At 37.9% G+C, this 17,550-nt stretch carries 14 protein-coding genes and 1 pseudogene; 5 read left to right on the forward strand and 10 right to left on the reverse strand.

Annotation, left to right across the window (positions count from 1 at the left end):
• Window positions 1–16 precede the first annotated feature (16 nt).
• The 4 genes from scfB to BQ7352_RS13215 all read right to left on the reverse strand — a co-directional run bounded on the left by scfB (window position 17) and on the right by BQ7352_RS13215 (window position 4,238).
• On the reverse strand, window positions 17–1,387 hold the full coding sequence (scfB, locus tag BQ7352_RS13200; RefSeq protein ID WP_072449640.1) for a thioether cross-link-forming SCIFF peptide maturase: 1,371 nt from the start codon (window positions 1,385–1,387) through the stop codon (window positions 17–19).
• Window positions 1,388–1,583: 196 nt separating this feature from the next.
• Window positions 1,584–1,724: a six-cysteine ranthipeptide SCIFF gene (gene scfA / locus BQ7352_RS13205; protein ID WP_004222992.1), complete on the reverse strand. Its 141-nt coding sequence runs from the start codon at window positions 1,722–1,724 to the stop codon at window positions 1,584–1,586.
• A gap of 98 nt (window positions 1,725–1,822) precedes the next feature.
• Window positions 1,823–2,197 carry a TIGR04086 family membrane protein gene (locus BQ7352_RS13210; protein ID WP_072449641.1) on the reverse strand — a complete coding sequence of 125 codons (375 nt, stop codon included), beginning with the start codon at window positions 2,195–2,197 and terminating at the stop codon, window positions 1,823–1,825.
• A gap of 58 nt (window positions 2,198–2,255) precedes the next feature.
• Window positions 2,256–4,238: an LPXTG cell wall anchor domain-containing protein gene (locus tag BQ7352_RS13215; protein ID WP_072449642.1), complete on the reverse strand. Its 1,983-nt coding sequence runs from the start codon at window positions 4,236–4,238 to the stop codon at window positions 2,256–2,258.
• A 208-nt stretch (window positions 4,239–4,446) separates the two neighbouring features.
• Here BQ7352_RS13215 and BQ7352_RS13220 point away from each other — a divergent pair, with 208 nt between their 5' ends.
• The 4 genes and pseudogenes from BQ7352_RS13220 (at window position 4,447) to pflA (ending at window position 9,658) form a co-directional block, all read left to right on the forward strand.
• Window positions 4,447–5,721, forward strand: coding sequence for an HlyC/CorC family transporter (locus tag BQ7352_RS13220; protein ID WP_072449643.1), 1,275 nt, complete (start codon window positions 4,447–4,449; stop codon window positions 5,719–5,721).
• A 26-nt stretch (window positions 5,722–5,747) separates the two neighbouring features.
• On the forward strand, window positions 5,748–6,416 hold the full coding sequence (locus BQ7352_RS13225) for a YesL family protein (protein WP_072449644.1): 669 nt from the start codon (window positions 5,748–5,750) through the stop codon (window positions 6,414–6,416).
• Window positions 6,417–6,579: 163 nt separating this feature from the next.
• Window positions 6,580–8,922, forward strand: a pseudogene (grcA3, locus tag BQ7352_RS13230) (autonomous glycyl radical cofactor GrcA3).
• Window positions 8,909–9,658, forward strand: a complete 750-nt coding sequence (pflA, locus tag BQ7352_RS13240; protein WP_072449646.1) for a pyruvate formate-lyase-activating protein — start codon at window positions 8,909–8,911, stop codon at window positions 9,656–9,658. The pseudogene grcA3 and the gene pflA overlap by 14 nt, the downstream one beginning before the upstream one ends.
• Window positions 9,659–9,723: 65 nt before the next feature.
• Here the strand turns inward: pflA and BQ7352_RS13245 are convergent, their stop codons facing one another.
• Window positions 9,724–10,308 carry a hypothetical protein gene (locus BQ7352_RS13245; RefSeq protein WP_072449647.1) on the reverse strand — a complete coding sequence of 195 codons (585 nt, stop codon included), beginning with the start codon at window positions 10,306–10,308 and terminating at the stop codon, window positions 9,724–9,726.
• Window positions 10,309–10,667: 359 nt separating this feature from the next.
• On the opposite strand from BQ7352_RS13245, the gene BQ7352_RS13250 reads away from it, so the two are divergent.
• Window positions 10,668–11,489 carry an Abi family protein gene (locus BQ7352_RS13250; protein ID WP_256381165.1) on the forward strand — a complete coding sequence of 274 codons (822 nt, stop codon included), beginning with the start codon at window positions 10,668–10,670 and terminating at the stop codon, window positions 11,487–11,489.
• Window positions 11,490–11,508: 19 nt separating this feature from the next.
• Here the strand turns inward: BQ7352_RS13250 and BQ7352_RS13255 are convergent, their stop codons facing one another.
• The 5 genes from BQ7352_RS13255 to BQ7352_RS13275 form a co-directional block, all read right to left on the reverse strand.
• A complete protein-coding gene (locus tag BQ7352_RS13255; protein ID WP_072449648.1) occupies window positions 11,509–12,267 on the reverse strand; it encodes a methyltransferase domain-containing protein in 759 nt (252 codons plus the stop codon).
• Between the two features lie 170 nt (window positions 12,268–12,437).
• On the reverse strand, window positions 12,438–13,037 hold the full coding sequence (locus BQ7352_RS13260; protein ID WP_072449649.1) for a YdcF family protein: 600 nt from the start codon (window positions 13,035–13,037) through the stop codon (window positions 12,438–12,440).
• 3 nt (window positions 13,038–13,040) lie between these two features.
• Window positions 13,041–13,985 carry a tRNA dihydrouridine synthase gene (locus tag BQ7352_RS13265; protein WP_072449650.1) on the reverse strand — a complete coding sequence of 315 codons (945 nt, stop codon included), beginning with the start codon at window positions 13,983–13,985 and terminating at the stop codon, window positions 13,041–13,043.
• 24 nt (window positions 13,986–14,009) lie between these two features.
• Window positions 14,010–16,499 carry a YfhO family protein gene (locus tag BQ7352_RS13270; RefSeq protein WP_242948588.1) on the reverse strand — a complete coding sequence of 830 codons (2,490 nt, stop codon included), beginning with the start codon at window positions 16,497–16,499 and terminating at the stop codon, window positions 14,010–14,012.
• On the reverse strand, window positions 16,477–17,442 hold the full coding sequence (locus BQ7352_RS13275) for a glycosyltransferase family 2 protein (protein WP_072449652.1): 966 nt from the start codon (window positions 17,440–17,442) through the stop codon (window positions 16,477–16,479). The genes BQ7352_RS13270 and BQ7352_RS13275 overlap by 23 nt, the downstream gene beginning before the upstream one ends.
• Window positions 17,443–17,550 lie beyond the last annotated feature (108 nt).

Here is a 17,550-nt window from a genome sequence, read left to right on the forward strand (position 1 = left end):
TCTTTCCCTTCTTTGCTTAATTTTCTTGTTCTTCTGCCGCCTCTGCTGCCTTTAACATAATGGCACACTCCACACGCTTCCTCTGAAGCTCACATCCCAGTTCATAAACATCATTGATAGATCCATGAAAATTATAGGAATTTGCCGCACAACCACCGCTGCAGTAAAATTTTGCAAAGCAGTTCTGACATTTTTCTTTTGCATATACGTTGCAATTTTTAAATTCTTCACATAAATCTGTACGTTTTACACCGTCCCATACATTTCCCATGAGGTACTTTTCTTCACCTACAAACTGATGACAAGGATATAAATCTCCCCATGGAGTTACTGCCAGATACTCTGTACCTGAACCACAGCCGGACAAACGTTTATATACACAAGGACCGCCTGTTAAATCAATCATGAAATGGAAGAAATTAAATCCTCTTCCTTCTTTTTTACGCTTTATCATTTCCTTGGCAAGTTTGTCATATTCTTCGCAGATTTTCGGAACATCTTCCCATTTCAGTGCATATTCCTCTTTTTCATCAGCCACTACAGGCTCTACAGAAATCTGATCAAAACCTAAATCAGCCAAATGCAGCACATCTTCGGAAAAATCTAAATTGTGACGTGTAAAAGTACCTCTTGCGTAGTAGCTCTTCTCTCCCCTGCTCTTTGCAAACTTCTGGAATTTAGGCACTACTAAATCATAACTTCCTGCTCCTTTTCTAAAAGGACGCATAAAATCATGTACTTCTTTTCTTCCGTCAATACTCAATACCACATTTGCCATTTCTTTATTGGCAAACTCCATGATTTCATCATCTAAAAGCACACCATTTGTAGTTAAAGTAAAACGGAAATTTTTATTATGAATTTTTTCCTGCTCTCTTCCGTAAGCAACTAAGTCTTTAATAACCTGCCAGTTCATCAAAGGCTCTCCGCCAAAGAAGTCTACCTCTAAATTTTTTCTATTGCCGGAATTTGCAATCAAAAAGTCTAAAGCCTGCTTTCCTACTTCATAAGTCATCAAAGCTCGTCTTCCGTGATATTCCCCTTCTTCAGCAAAACAATATCTACATGCTAAATTGCAATCATGGGCAATATGCAGACACAACGCTTTTACCACTGTTTCTCTTTCTTTAAAATGCTCAATGGCATTTCTGTAAATATCTTCTGTAAACAGCATTTCAGCATCCTTTAACTCCTGAATTTCTTCCAATGCTGTTTGAATATCTTCTTTTTTATATGTATCTTTTAACTTCTCATAAACAACAGTTTCTTCCTGTCCTTCATCCAGAAGTCCGATTACATCATAAACCAGCTCATCTACTACATGTACAGAACCACTATTTACATCCAGTACAATATTGTAGCCATTATTCTTATAACGATGTATCACCGTGTTTCTCCTTTCTTATGCAATTTCTCCGCCTGCAGCCGGTTGCTCCCGCAACAGAATTCTTTTCTGCCGCAGTGCGATCCTCGCGGAGCGTTAATTATTGCATAGGATGCAATTTCCTATGCAATAATTAAGCAGCGGCTTTTACACCGCTGCCATTCAGCCATGTGCCCAGAAAAAAACGCACTGTGTTATTTTATTTATGTTCGCAGCTCTGGTTTCCTACTGTGCAGGATGTTTTACATGCAGACTGACAAGATGTCTGGCATTCACCGCATCCACCTTTTTTTACTGTATTCTGTAAGCTTTTTGTATTTAATGTTTTGATATGTTCCATAACATAATCCTCCCATGTATGATATAATTTAAGATATAGCATCTAGCGGTATTATAGCATAGCTGCAACCGCCTAGCAAGTAGAAATTGTCTGCTGTATTAAGATAAAATCCCCCCTAGCGTTCCTCCGAAAAAGCACAGGAAAAACATCATGAGCATTTCCTTAAAATCTCCACTTATCTGATGCTCGGTAAGAAAGGTAACAGCCATAAGAAGAAGGGCATATCCTGTCCCCACTCCCATCCCCCATGCAAATCGCCTGAATTTCATCTTTTTCCCCAAATAAAACCCTCCCAGAAGGCAGGATATAATGTATGTAGCCATAATCCCTATGTTTATCTGACCTTCCCCTAGTCCTATCTTATACAACAAAAGGGCCAGAACAAGCAGTAAAACTCCGGTTGCTACATAAGCAAGCAAAAGCGCTTTTATCATTAGCATAGGTTTTACATTTTTTGAAATTCTTTCTTCCATAGAAAAATCCCTCCCATATATCAGTATATGGGAAGGATTTATTGCTCATAACCTTTTTCTATTTTTTCTTCTTTCCAAAAAAGACAGCAAGCCCTGCAATAATCAAAGCTCCTAAACCAATCAGTACATAAACTACGGTTTTTGACTCATCTCCTGTTTTCACAATCTGAACAACCGATGTTGTATTCTTTTGTGCAGGTTTTTTCTGTGTATTTGGTTTTACTGTACTCTGCGTAGAAGAATTCGATGCAGAAGTATTCGTCTGTGTCGTTGACTGAGACGTTCCTGTTGAAGGTTTATGATTATCACTGTTTACACCAGGACCTACAATCTGATGGCCGCCTACATTAAACGGGCTGAAAGAAGCTGTTTCAAAAGCCAGATATTCTACTCCGTCCTTTTCTTCTACTGTCATATTCCCTGTTTTTCCGTCTTTGGAAAACACAAAATATTCGTACTGGTTATTTCCCAGATAATGTGCAATGGATAAATCAGAAAAACAGTTTGCATTTTCCGGCAGAGGAATAAGGACTTTTACTTTCCTTCCTTCCGGAACCTGATATTCTTTATCCTCTTTTAAGTCCCAAAGTTTTAACTCATAGGCTGAAAGGATTTCTCCAATTCCTGCATCCGGCAATTCATTTACTGCCTCATTATAAGTAACCTGTAAATCTACATAATAAGGAATAAAATCACCGGATACCTGCACACCTGTTTCATCAATCAGGCTTCCTACAGGAAGCGCTTCCGGAACCTCTTGTGCAATTTCTCCTGTTTGTCCTTCTTCTGCCTGATAGACAACTTCTTCCTTTTCTTCTTCCACTTCCGGTTCTGCCGGTTGTTCTAAATCTATATATTCAATCTGTACGTCATCTTTTTCCGGCATTTCTGTTTCCGGTACTTCTGGTGCTTCCGGAGTTTCTGTTTCCGGCTCTGTTGGAAGAGATGTTTCCGGTCCGTTCGGAATTTCCGGCACTTCTGTTTCCGGTATCTCAGGAGTTCCCAAATCCTCCTTCAACTCCTCAACAAGCACTTTCACCTCTCTGACAACCGTCTTATTCTCGGCATTCCATCCTGCATTCTGTGTATAGTCGTACTTCTCTGTATCAGAAGGAGTAAATACTACATTCAGCTTTGTCTCATAAGAAGAGGGCTCTGTCTGTGTTTCCCATGCAAAAACGCCTTCCCCTGTAAATCCGGCATTTATAAAATCCAGATTTTTAAATTCTTCCTTTGTAGCAAATTTTAATTCAGCAGGAATTTGAACCTCTGCCATTGGTTTTGCCGGCTTTTCTTCCTGAGGCTTTAATGCCTCGATGAAAACTTTTATGCTTCTGGTTACTGTTTTACTCTGACTGTCCCAGCCGGAAACCAGAGAGTAATCGTAATTTTCTGTATCTTTTGGTGTAAACACCACCTTCATCTCTGTTTCATAAGAAGACGGAGGTGTCTGTGTTCCCCATGCAAAAGTTCCCTCTCCTGCAAATCCCAACAGAGCAAAACTGCAAGTATTCCATTCTGCTAAATTATTCAATGTAATCTGTTCCGGCATAACTACCTGCGGCACTTTCGCTATTACAAATGCGTCTTTTCCGCTTTCTGCTGTTGAAACATCTACATCCTGAGCTGTAATTCCATTTCCGGTTACTGTAAGTTTTCCTTTTCCTGTGACCTTTACCAAAGCTCCGGTAAATCCATTATCTTTTTTTATTTTAACGCCTGCCGGAATGTGTAACTTCTTTTCCGTGCTGACATTTACTGTACCGCAAACCAGAACAGTTCCCTGCCCTCCTGCCAGACTAAACGCCTTTTCAAAAGAGTCCACTGCCTGTGCCTGACTGGTTCCGTCAGCCTTTTCTCCCGCCTGAATACTTCCATTCAAATAAACAACTTTTTCCTGTGTCTGTGTTTCCTGTTGTGCGGCAAATACAGGGATTGGAGCCGCTGTCTCTGCTACTGCTCCTGTTACCAGTGCAGAAGCAAGGGTAACTCCCAGCACATTGGCTGCCACTTTATGTAAATTTTTTTTATTTCTATTCATTTCCCTTATTCCCTTTCTAAGTTAAATGTGAACAAGTTCTGCTTTTCCATTCTGATTTAGTATAACACAATTTTCTTGTTTCCGACACCCCAAAAATCAACTTTTTTCACAGGGATTTCATACAGATTTCTTGCAATCCAAACAAAAATCATGTATATTAGATTTTAATAGCCACAGCTATAATTTATTATCAAAGGAGTTGAACATATTGGATTCCAGTGACGCCATACAGTTTCTGATTTTGATAATTCTCATTTGCCTTTCGGCTTTCTTTTCATCAGCAGAAACTTCTATGACAACAGTGAACAAAATTCGTATTCAGGCATTAGCCGATCAGGGTGATAAAAAAGCCCAGACACTTTTAAAAGTAATTGAAGATTCCGGCAAACTCCTGAGTACCATTCTTATCGGTAACAACATTGTAAACATCAGTGCATCTTCCCTTGCCACTACGCTTACTATGCGTCTGTTCGGAAATGCTGCCGTAAGTATCAGTACAGGTATTATTACTCTTCTGGTATTAATCTTTGGAGAAATCACCCCCAAAACTCTGGCAACTGTACATGCTGAAAAAATGGCACTGTCCTATGCAAAGATCATTCATATTTTAATGTTTATCCTGACTCCGGTTATCTTTATTGTTAATAAGCTAGCCCAGGGTGTACTGACACTTATGCGAATTGATGCCAGCGCAAAAGGAAATACCATTACCGAACATGAACTTCGAACTTTAGTAAATGTAGGACACGAAGAGGGAGTCATTGAAAGTGAAGAACGCCAAATGATTTACAATGTATTTGATTTCGGCGATTCTCAGGCAGAAGATGTTATGATTCCGCGTATTGATGTAACCTTCGCTGATGTAAACAGTTCATACGAAGATTTAGTAGCTCTGTTTCGTAACGAAAAGCATACTCGTTTTCCTGTTTTTGAAGATACCACCGACAATATTATCGGTATTGTCAATGTAAAAGACCTTCTTCTTACAGGTAAAGAAGATTTTTCTGTACGAAAAATTTTAAGAGAGGCTTATTTCACTTACGAGTACAAAAAAACTTCTGAGCTTCTGATGGAAATGAAAGAAAATTCAGTAACTTTTGCCGTTGTATTGGATGAATACGGAGCAACCTCCGGTATTGTAACTCTGGAAGATTTAATTGAGGAAATTGTCGGGGATATTCATGACGAATATGACTCAGAGGAAGAAGAGCTTCGTGAAATCATCCCAGATCGGGAATATATAGCTCTCGGCTCTGCCCGCCTTGATGATTTAGATGAAATACTTCATTTGAATATTGCTTCTGATGATTACGACTCCATTGGAGGCTATATTATTGAACAGCTCGACAGGTTTCCTACTGCCGGCGAGTCCGTCACCACAGATGGCGGCATAAGACTTGTTGTGGATAAAGCAGAACGAAATCGTATCGAAACCGTTCATATTTATCTTCCTGAAAAAACCGAAGAAAATTTTGACGAATAAATTTAAAGCAGGAAAGGATTTTTATTATGAGCAGCTTATTTAATATGGACAGTCCGGTTATGCGTTTTCTGTCCCGTGTATGTGACATTATGATTTTAAATATTTTATGTATTGTATTTTGTATTCCTATTATTACTGCCGGCGCTTCTGTCACCGCAATGTATACTGTTACTCTGAAAATGGTACGCGGAGAAGAGTCTTATATTTTCAAAGGCTTCTTAAAAGCTTTTAAAGAAAACTTCAAACAGTCTACCATTATTTGGCTGATTATGGCAGCTATCGGAATTTTTATTTATGTTGATTATCGTGCCACTGCCTTCCTTCCGGGGAATATGAGCACAATTTTCCAGATTTTAATCGGTGCATTAGGTATTCTTTATTTTATGATACTGGTATATGTTTTCCCATATACGGCACGTTTCATAAATAATATTAAAAATATTTTTAAGAATTCCCTGTTAATTGCAATTTTAAATCTCCCTTGGACCATTCTTTTAATGCTTATTCCTCTGGGACTGGGATTTCTTACCTGCTTAACAGCTTCAACACTGGTATACGGCAGTATGCTGTGGCTACTTTTGGGCTTTGCCAGTGTGGCTTACGTATGCTCCATTATTTTAAGAAAAGTCTTCGAAAAATATGAGCCCCATGAGGAAGAAGAAGAAAATGAACTTCCTGAAATCTCCGAAAAATAAGAGTTTTTCTATGAAAAGAGTTTCTTTTAATTAAGAAGCTCTTTTTTTGTATTGAATTATAAACACAATACCACCTTGACTTTCTTAGTCCAATATTATAAAATCCACCTATACAAGAAAAGTTATGTATAACTAACCACAAGATATAGGAGGACACAGACTTATGAGAGAAGAATGGATTTCCTTTAACAAAGGAAATTGGACAAAAGAGATAGATGTAAGGGACTTTATTCAGAAGAATTACACTCCTTACGACGGTGACGATGCCTTCCTTACAGGTCCTACAAAAGCTACACAGACACTTTGGGATCAGGTTATGGAACTTACAAAGCAGGAACAGGAAAAGGGCGGTGTACTGGATATGGACACAAAAATCATTTCCACCATCACTTCCCATGGACCGGGATATTTAGATAAAGATTTAGAAACAATCGTAGGTTTTCAGACAGACAAACCTTTCAAACGCTCCTTACAGCCTTACGGCGGTATCCGTATGGCAATGAAAGCCTGTGAGGACAACGGTTATCACGTAGACCCTGAGGTTGTAGAATTTTTTACCAAGCATCGCAAAACACATAATGACGGTGTATTTGACGCTTACACACCGGAAATGCGTGCATGCCGCTCCAGCCATATTATTACAGGACTTCCGGATGCTTACGGCAGAGGACGTATTATCGGTGACTACCGCCGTGTGGCTCTTTACGGTGTAGACCGTCTGATTGAAGATAAAGAAAATGAAAAAAATACCACACGTACTACCATGTACTCTGATGTAACAAGAGAACGTGAAGAATTATCCGAGCAAATCCGTGCTTTAAAAGAATTAAAAGAGCTGGGTAAAATTTACGGATTTGATATTTCCCGCCCTGCTGCCAACGTCCAGGAAGCTATCCAGTGGTTATATCTGGGCTATCTTGCTGCTATTAAAGAGCAGAACGGTGCTGCTATGTCACTTGGACGTACTTCTACCTTCCTTGACATTTATGCAGAACGTGACTTAAAGAACAATACCTTCACAGAAGAACAAATTCAGGAATTTATCGACCATTTTATCATGAAGCTGCGTCTTGTGAAATTTGCAAGAACCCCTGAATACAATGCGCTGTTTTCCGGTGACCCTACTTGGGTAACAGAGTCCATCGCCGGTATGGGAATTGACGGACGCCACCTTGTGACAAAGATGTCCTTCCGTTACCTTCATACACTGGAAAATCTGGGTACTTCTCCGGAGCCAAACTTAACGGTTTTATGGTCTACAAAGCTGCCTGTAAACTTTAAGCGCTTCTGCGCCAAAACTTCTATCGCATCCTCTTCCATTCAGTACGAGAATGACGATTTAATGCGTGTAACTCACGGCGATGACTATGCCATTGCTTGCTGCGTATCTTCTATGCGCATCGGAAAAGAAATGCAGTTCTTCGGCGCTCGTGCAAACCTTGCAAAATGTTTGTTATACGCAATCAACGGCGGTGTTGACGAAGTATCCAAAAAACAGGTGGGTCCAAAATTCCGTCCTATTACTTCCGAATATTTAGATTACGATGAGGTTATGGGCAGATTTCAGGATATGATGAAATGGCTTGCCGGTGTCTATGTAAATACTTTAAATGTCATTCACTATATGCACGACAAATATTCTTACGAAAGATTGCAGATGGCGCTTCATGATAAAAAAGTCACACGCTGGTTTGCAACAGGTATTGCAGGGCTTTCTGTTGTTGCCGACTCTCTGTCCGCAATTAAATATGCCAAAGTTAAAGCCATTCGTGATGAAAACGGCATTGCCGTAGATTATGAAATCGAAGGAGATTTTCCAAAATACGGAAATGATGATGACCGAGTTGACGATATTGCTTATGATATTGTTCACACCTTTATGGAATATATTAAAGGAAATCATACCTACCGTGGAGGAATTCCTACAACTTCTATCCTTACCATTACTTCTAACGTAGTGTATGGAAAAGCAACAGGTTCTACACCGGATGGAAGAAAAGCAGGACAGGCATTTGCTCCGGGCGCTAACCCAATGCACCACAGAGACAGCCACGGCGCTGTTGCATCCTTAAATTCTGTTTCCAAGCTTCCGTTTAAGGACGCACAGGACGGTATTTCCAATACCTTTTCCATTATTCCGGGCGCTCTGGGAAAAGATGATGCAGTTTTCTTTAATGATATTGCTTTTGAATTAGAACCGGACTGCGCTTGCTGCGAACCAAACATTGACTTACAATAATACTTTTTACAGGAGGAATTTTCAATGAATATCAGTAATGCTCAAATCGATAACTTAGTAAATTTATTAGACGGATATGCAGAAAAAGGCGGACATCACTTAAATGTCAACGTATTTACAAAGGAAACCCTTTTAGATGCACAGAAACATCCTGAAAAATATCCGCAGCTTACTGTTCGTGTGTCCGGATATGCAGTAAACTTCCACAAGCTGACAAAAGAACAGCAGGATGAGGTTATCTCAAGAACCTTCCATGACGGAATGTAAAACAGGCTTTGTACACTCCATTGAAACCTTTGGCACAGTAGACGGCCCCGGCATCAGACTTGTAGTCTTTTTGCAGGGCTGTCCTATGCGCTGCCTGTACTGTCATAATCCGGACACTTGGGCTCCCAAAAAAGGACAATCTATGACCGTAGAGGAAATTCTGGAAATCTATGAAAAAAACAAAGGATTTTATCAGAATGGAGGAATTACCGTTACCGGAGGCGAGCCTTTGATGCAGTTGGAATTTGTCACAGACTTGTTTCAGGCTGCAAAGACAAAAAATATCCATACCTGCCTTGACACTTCCGGTATTCTTTATAGAGAAAAACAATCCGAGGCTTATAAAAAGCTGTTTTCTTATACAGACTTGATTTTACTGGATATTAAGCACAGTATTTCAGAAGAACATAAAAAATTAACAGGACACCCCCTTTCGCCCGTTCTTGATTTTCTGAAAGCTTCTGAGACAGCAAAAATTCCCGTGGTTGTCCGTCATGTCATTGTGAAAGGATTTACAAATTCCAAAGAAGAACTGGACGGTATCGGAAAGCTTCTCGCTTCCCATAAAAATATAAAAGGGCTGGAAGTCCTCCCCTATCACAACATGGGAGAACAGAAATATTCCGAATTAAACATGGAATATCCTCTAAGAGGTATGGAAAATCTTCCAAAAGAAGAAGCGCAAAAAGCACGCTCCTATATTTTGGAAAGTTATAAAAAATATCGAGGAAAATAATTTTCTTACAAAAAGGCTGATATTTCACAATAATTTCTGCGTGAAATATCAGCCTGTAATTTTATCTACAATTCTAAAAATTCATCCCATATTTTATCATAATTCAAAAAATAATAATAATCGTCATTTACCATAAAAAATGTCCCGGGGCTGACTTCTAACACCTCTCCATCTTCAAACTCCAATGTATAATAGGTAACTGCTCCTGAAGACAACGTCTCCTCTCTTGCTGCTTTTCTTCCCAATTTCACTTTTCCTAATAATTCTACAAACTCCTCTTGCTGCTCCTTATCTAAGAAATACTCAAAATCTCCGTCTTTTCCACCGGTTGTTCCTGAACATTTAATTTCAACTATTTCTGAAGGATTTATATTTTTCAAGCAGTCTCGATTATCAACTTTCTCATAACCAAGAAATGAAGAACAAATGTTGAAAATAACAATGATATAAATAAATACGGAGGCAATAAGTGTAAAAAGAAATCCTGTTTTATCTCTGCTCTTTTTGCACTCTATACTTCTTAGCAAGAATAAAGTGGCAAGTGAAGTAAACATAATGGGCCTTGTTATATTGAAGGGTAAAATTCGGAATACTCCCAGTGCGACAACCATAATCATGATTGTAGTTAATATTATTTTTGTAATTTTCATGGCAATTTCCCCTTTTCTTCATCTTCATTTTTTGTAACTACGTTTTCTTATTATATCACTTATTCACAAATTACACATACTACCTTTTCAAACATATTATAAATAACTGCCGAAATTTTTTTGAACTGTTGACAGTTCTATAAAAATTTGTTACATTGAATTCAGCGATCGTGTTACAGAAACTTGCGAAGCCTGTAACCAAGGGAGAGCCTTCGGGTCTCTCCTTTTTTACTTTATCAAGGAGGATACTGCCTATGCCCCAAAAAACTTTTTACACTTTTGAGTAACAAATAAATCATTTAAAAAGCAAAGGACTTATTATACCAGATAAAGAATATGCCAAAGCCACGCTTAAGCAAATTGGTTATTTTCCTTTAATTGATGGCTATAAACAGCTATTTAGAATTCCTTTTACTAAAACCTATAAACAAGGCACTACTTTTAATGAAATTGTTGCATTATATGAATTTGACTCCGATTTAAGAGAATTATTTTTTAAATATTTGCTTCAAATCGAACGTCATCTCCGTTCTCTTACATCATATTATTTTACAGAGAAATACGGTGAATTACAAACTGCTTATTTAGATAATAGAAATTATAATCTAAATAAATCCACCCAAGGAACTATTTCAAGATTAATTTCTACATTACAGCGTGCCGTAAATACCACTGATTATGAATTTATCAATTATTATCGAACTATCTACAACAATATCCCACTTTGGATATTAGTTTCTATCCTTACATTTGGTAATCTCTCAAAAATGTATCAAGTATTCCCCCAATCTCTACAAACAAAGGTTTGTAAAAATTTTGAAAATGTTAATAGAAAACAAATGCAACAATTTCTATCTGTGCTTACCAAATTTAGAAATGTTTGTGCTCACAGTGAACGGCTTTTTACATACCGCACACGAGATGCTATTTCTGATTTACCGCTACATCATAACATGTCTATTCCAAAACAGGGAATACAATATCAATACGGAAAAAATGATTTGTTTGCAGTAGTAATCGCTTTCCGATATCTTCTTCCTGATAAGGACTTTCTTATTTTTAGAAAACGTTTAATACAATTAATCAATGCCATTTCAAAAAAACTTACCCACCTAAACAATCATGATTTACTAGAAAAAATGGGATTTCCCCAAAATTGGAAAACGATTGCTCGATATTGATTATTTCATCTATCTGCATTTACTTCCTTACTACAATCAAATACCTATGTATCGTTCCTTCAATTTCTCCCTTTTCTTCCAATATTTCCTGCATTTTAAGCAATCTTTGAAAACATCTGTCTACGGAAAAATCCAGAAACTCCCACTCAATAATACGTGCAAACCACACAAATGCTCCAATATCATAAAATTTAATCGGTCTGTACGCTTCTTCTGCACGAACAATCTGAAAGCCTGCCTCTTCAAATACTTTTATCTGCTCTTTTAAACGCAAATGCGAAAATAAACCTTTTGTTCCGGGAAGCACCATTTCTACCAAGTCTTTGTCATTATCGCCACCTACCTGCTGCGTAACAAAGATGCCGTTCTTTTTTAGTAAACGATACAATTCCCTCGCATTAAAAGCACCGTGTCTATTGATAATCACATCAAAGGTTTCACTGTCATAAGGAATATCCGCAGGATTACAACATTCTCTAAAATCAATTCCCAGTGGCAATAATTTTTCTCTGCATAACTCTACATTAGGTTGAAATCCTTCTGTGGCTGATGTTTTCTCAAACGGATGATTTAATGATAGTAAAAATTCGCCGCCACCAGTATCATAATCCAAAAGCTCCATATCATCTTTTAAATATTGGCTTACTATATTTTTATAATCCCATGGTAAATCCTTTTCCTCATCATATTTTCCATCAATATGTGAAAAATCCCATCCCTTTATATGCGCTATTTGTTCTTCTTTTTTCCATATTTCTCTTAATTCTGTTTCTCTCATCTAAACTGCTTCCTCTCTATTTCATTTTAAAGAAAATAAATATTCGGTGCAGTTCCTGTCAGCGCCTTTCAATTTCATTTACCTCGATACAATCCGCTGCCAGTTTTTAAAACTGCACCGAGTTATTAATTCGTTTTCTCACCTGAAACCTCCTGCAATGTTTATCTCAATCATTTCTCCATTTCCCTTGTAATATCCTCAAACTGCTCTCCAATCTTCTGCACTTCCCCAAACACCAGTCGAATTCCCTTTTCCGTCAGATACCAGTTCTCTCTCTTTACGTCACTGTCCTGTATCGGACGCACGAAAAACTGTGTTTCCGGATATAAAAGCTGATAGTACAAAAGGCTTCGTCTGGCATGATAAGGCTTGCAGCACAAAATTGCCTTTTTTATTTCCATTCCCAAGTAATCCGTTACTTTTCTGGAATAAATAGCATTTTCATAAGTATACGTTGCTTTGTCTTCTCTTAAAATATATTCTTCCGAAACATGATTTTTCTTCAAAACTTCTTTTAAAAATTCCCATTCTGTCTCATATTCTCCGTCATAAATCTCTTTCTTTTCCTGTACTCCTGCGAATTTCCCGTTTAAAACACTATATTTTCCTGAAGGCAAAATATAAGGCGCCAGTCCTTGATGATACAGCTTTGCTGCTTCCTCTGCCAACTGCGGAAACCCGCTTCCCGGTATGAAAATCACATCTGACTTTTCAGGCTTATCTTCTACAAAAATAAACTCTGTAATCTGATTTAAAAACTTATCGTTCATAAATTATTCCTTTATTCCCAACGAGCATACCTGAAACATTTCTTCTACGATTGCCCGATATTCCTTCAAGTTCTGAGATTTCTTTATTTTCTTCAAATATTTCTGATTATCTGCAAACAGGTTTCCCATATAAAACCACAATTCTTTCATCTTAAACAAAACATTTTTGTCCCCCGACATGACTTCTGTGTATTCCTCACACAACTTGTCATGAAAAGCTTTTAGCGTTGCCTTTTCTAACACTGTTCCCTTCTGCACCTGCTGTACCAACGCCGGATTTACCAAAAGTCCCCGTCCTAGCATCACTTTCTCTATGGAAGGATATTCTTCAAAGAACTTTTCACATTTTGACCTTGTAAACAAATCTCCATTATAACATAAGGAATTTTGACTGCATCTCACCGCCTCTTGAAATTGTTCCATTCTAGGCTCATTTTTATAATAATCGCTTTGAATTCTGGGATGCACAATCAGTTCTTCCAAAGGAAATCGATTGTAAATCCGAAGCAGTTCTGTAAATTCCTCCGGCTCATCCTTTCCAATCCTTGTCTTAACAGAAATCTTCATATCCAGATTTTCAAATACTTCATCCAGAAATTTCTCAAGCTTGGCAGGAAATTCTAAAAATCCGGAACCTTTCTTTTTCGCTGTTACCGTTCCGGAAGGACAGCCTAAGTTCAAATTCACTTCTTCATAACCGTATTCTCGTAATTCTTTTGCCAATCGAATAAAATCCTGTGCCTGATTTGTCAAAATCTGAGGCACAAGAGCATATCCTTCATTATTTTCCGGTAAAATATCACGCAATTCCTTGGGTGTCATCAGCTTTTTACTTCCCGGTGTTATAAATGGAGTAAAATATTTATCTATTCCTTGAAAAAACTGATGATGAACCTGTCGGTAAATATATCCTGTAATTCCCTCCATAGGGGCAAAATAGTATTTCATAATTATCTCCTGTTTTTATACTTTTCAATATTGTACCATTCTCCCCTTTTTATTACAACGAATTTTGTACCCAAAAAGAAGCAATATCCCCGCACCTGTGCAGAGAAATCCCAATGTCTTTCCCTCTGCCTTATAAGAAATTTCAATGGTGCATTTTCCCTTCGGCACTTTTGCGCCTACAAATGCTGTATTTACCTTTTCCACAGAAGTTTTTTCTCCGTTTATGTGTATTTCAAACCCTTCATCATAAGGAATACTAGTAATCAGATATCCTGCTTCTTTATTATTCACACTGCAAATCAGCGTATCGCCTTCTGTTTTTTCTAATTTTAAAGGTGTTTCATACAATTTTTCATTGCTTAATTCACTTAAATTTCCAGTAAATGCTTCTAAATTAGAAATCTCATATTCTCCCGGTCCAAAAATAAAATCTGCTGTCTGGTTTTCCTGATTAAGAGTAACCGTATAGGCAAAGGACTCATTGTGATTGGCATATTCATGAGATTTTGCAGTAAGACGATTGGTCTGCCCGCAAAGCCGTATATACATATCCTTGTCTTTTTTATTCTTCACCTGAAATTTCACAGACAACAAATCTTCTGTCATCGGTATATCTTTTATGGGTATACTGACTTTTTTCTCTGTTGAAAGAGAAAAGCTCCAGCCAAAAGAAGTCCTCTTAATCTGGTTTTCTCCTTCGTTGATTTCCGGTATTTCCAAAGGATACGTATTCATAGTAGGAAAATCCTCCTCACTCTGGGCGCTCTCTGCCACAGCCTTCCACAAGAAGGCTGTCTGATTTGCAGGAAAATCCAAGGTCTGATAATTCTTTTCCGCCACCACCTCATTGGTTACATACCCTATGGGCGCTACATGAGAATTGACATAAAGATTTCCGTTTTTTCCTTCTTCTAAAAGCTCATACCCTGCCAAAGGGTGCTTTCCAATTACATATTTCACACCCATAAGCTGTAAAAACAATGGATTGTCTGACACTGCCTGCATCATATTATTTCGAAAATGCTGGTTTATATCAAAGGTTTCCCTGCGAAATTTATCATATTCCTCATTGTAAGCAGATGAATATACAGAGGTAATCAGTTGTCTGCTATCCTCTATTCTGTTTATGTCCTGTAATTCTTTTTTCCCTCCCTGCTGTTCCTCCATGCGATACCAGCCTGCATCTTTGCCTAAAATTTCTTCTACTTCTGCCTTAGTATCTCTATCTAAAATCTTTTCATAATCTTCTTTTGGAATAATATGGTCGCTCCCCTTGTTGATTGTCCAACCAGAGCAAAACAAAATCACACAGGAAACCCATACAGCCAAAGGAAACGCTGAAAATCTCTTTCTGATAAGAAAGCAGAGCAGCATTACTCCGCAGTCTAACAACGCCCAGAATGTTTTTCCTGCAATCAAGAAAATTGCCGTTATCAGATACGGAAGAATATCCCGAAAAGTGCTTTCCCTTTTCTTAATGCGGTCTATGTATTTGGCAACTTCCATACACATAAGCGGAAGAAACGGAATAAAAACCTTTCCCTTATCATAAAGTCCGCCGTTTAATACATATCCCGCAAGAGGAACAGTAAAAATCAAAAAAAGGCTGACTGAAAGAAATTTTTCCTGCCATTTTCTCCTGCATATCATGTCGTCAAATAAGGCAATCAACGCCAGTGCAGACATCCCCACACCATGAGATGTGTACAGAAATCGCATAGGCTGAACAGTAAAAAGCGATACTGCCATTCCTGCCTGTGAACCGCTTCCGCCTCGACCAAAAAGTACAAATGCCGTAGGAATAAGCAAAATCCCACACAAAAGCACGCCGTGAAGAAGCACACCGGCTAATGAGACACTGTTTTTAAAAAATTCTTTTATTCCTTTCTCTGTAAATTTGGAAGCTCCATAAATCCCCAACGCCAGAAGTCCGCCTATGCTAAAGAAAAAACTGGTAAGTATCATTCCACACACGCCGCATAACAGCAATGCTTTCTTCTTTTCCTCTACATATTTATCCACACCTAAAAAGGCAGCACACAGAAAAGGCATATAATTGACAAACATCAGTTGATTATAGGAATGATACACCAAAGGCGCTGCCAACAGAAACAGAAACGTACATGCCAGAGTAATTCTGTCATCACATTTCTTCTTTAACCAGCAGTAAAAAATCACCACAGACGCACCATAGGATAAAATGGAGGTAATCTGAATATATAGACTCATGGGAACAAAGGGAAGGAGATAAGAAATCCAAATAATAGGATTAAACAGACCATAATAAGAAAAATTATAGATATTCTGTCCCGCACCTAAGTTCCACGCAATATCGGGAAAAAGCTGTCCTGTATCATAAAATCTCTGTCTAAAATAGTCCGGCAGTACACTGTGCTGATTTATCCAGTCTAAATTCGAGCCAAAAATTCCATACTGTAATACAAAAATCCAGCATACTGCCAGACATATAACAAACAGCAGCAAAGGTATTTTAATTTTTTCTGTTTTCTTCATCTGCATCTTCCTTCTGCTCATGGGACTCCTTTAAAATATAAAGAGGTCTGTGTTTTGTTTCCAAATAGGTCTTTGACAAATATTGCCCTACAATTCCTGTGCAAAATAATTGAATTCCACTTACAAAAAACAAGATACAAACTAAAGAAGGCCATCCCGGAACAGGATCTCCAAATGCTAATGTACGAATAACAATAAAAATAATCAGCAGAAAAGAAATTCCACAAAAAGTAATTCCCGCCACAGATGCCAATGACAAGGGAGCTACTGAAAAACCTGTAATCCCTTCCAATGAGTAAGACACCAACTTTCGTAAAGACCACTTTGTTGTTCCCGCACAACGACTGGTATTTGGAAATTCCAGCCATGTAGTGCGAAATCCCACCCATTGAAAAATTCCTTTTGAAAAACGATTGTACTCGCTCATGGAAAGCACTGCATCTACCATGGTTCTTTTCATCATTCGGAAATCCCTTGCCCCATTGACAATTTCTGTCTTTGACATTTTATTAATGACTTTATAAAAACTGTCAGATAAGAAAGAACGGAGTTTCGGCTCTCCTTTTCTATCGCCTCTTTTCGTGGCAACACAATCCCAATCCTCACTTTGCAAAAGCTCATACATCTTTGCCAAAAGTGCAGGAGGATCCTGTAAATCCACATCCATAACAACTCCATAATTTCCTGTAATATGAGAAAGTCCTGCATAAATGGCAGCCTCTTTCCCAAAATTTCTGGAAAAAGAAAGATAATTACATCTCTCGTCTTTATCGGATAACGCTCTTAATTCCTGTAATGTTCTGTCGGAAGAACCATCATCCACAAAAAACAGTTCAAAACCTACATAGGACATTTCTTTCATAATTTTTTTCATTTCCATGTAATATACCGGAATTGCTTCCTCTTCATTAAAACAAGGAATTACTATTGATATCTTGTCCATATTGACACCTCATTTTCTTTTGTATAAGGAATTTTATTCTTGCTTGTGATAACTATCCTTTCATCATATAAAATTTCATTCTTGACTTGGTTTATTATAGCAACTAAA

The organism is Blautia sp. Marseille-P3201T, assembly GCF_900120295.1.
Lineage (GTDB): Bacteria > Bacillota > Clostridia > Lachnospirales > Lachnospiraceae > Blautia.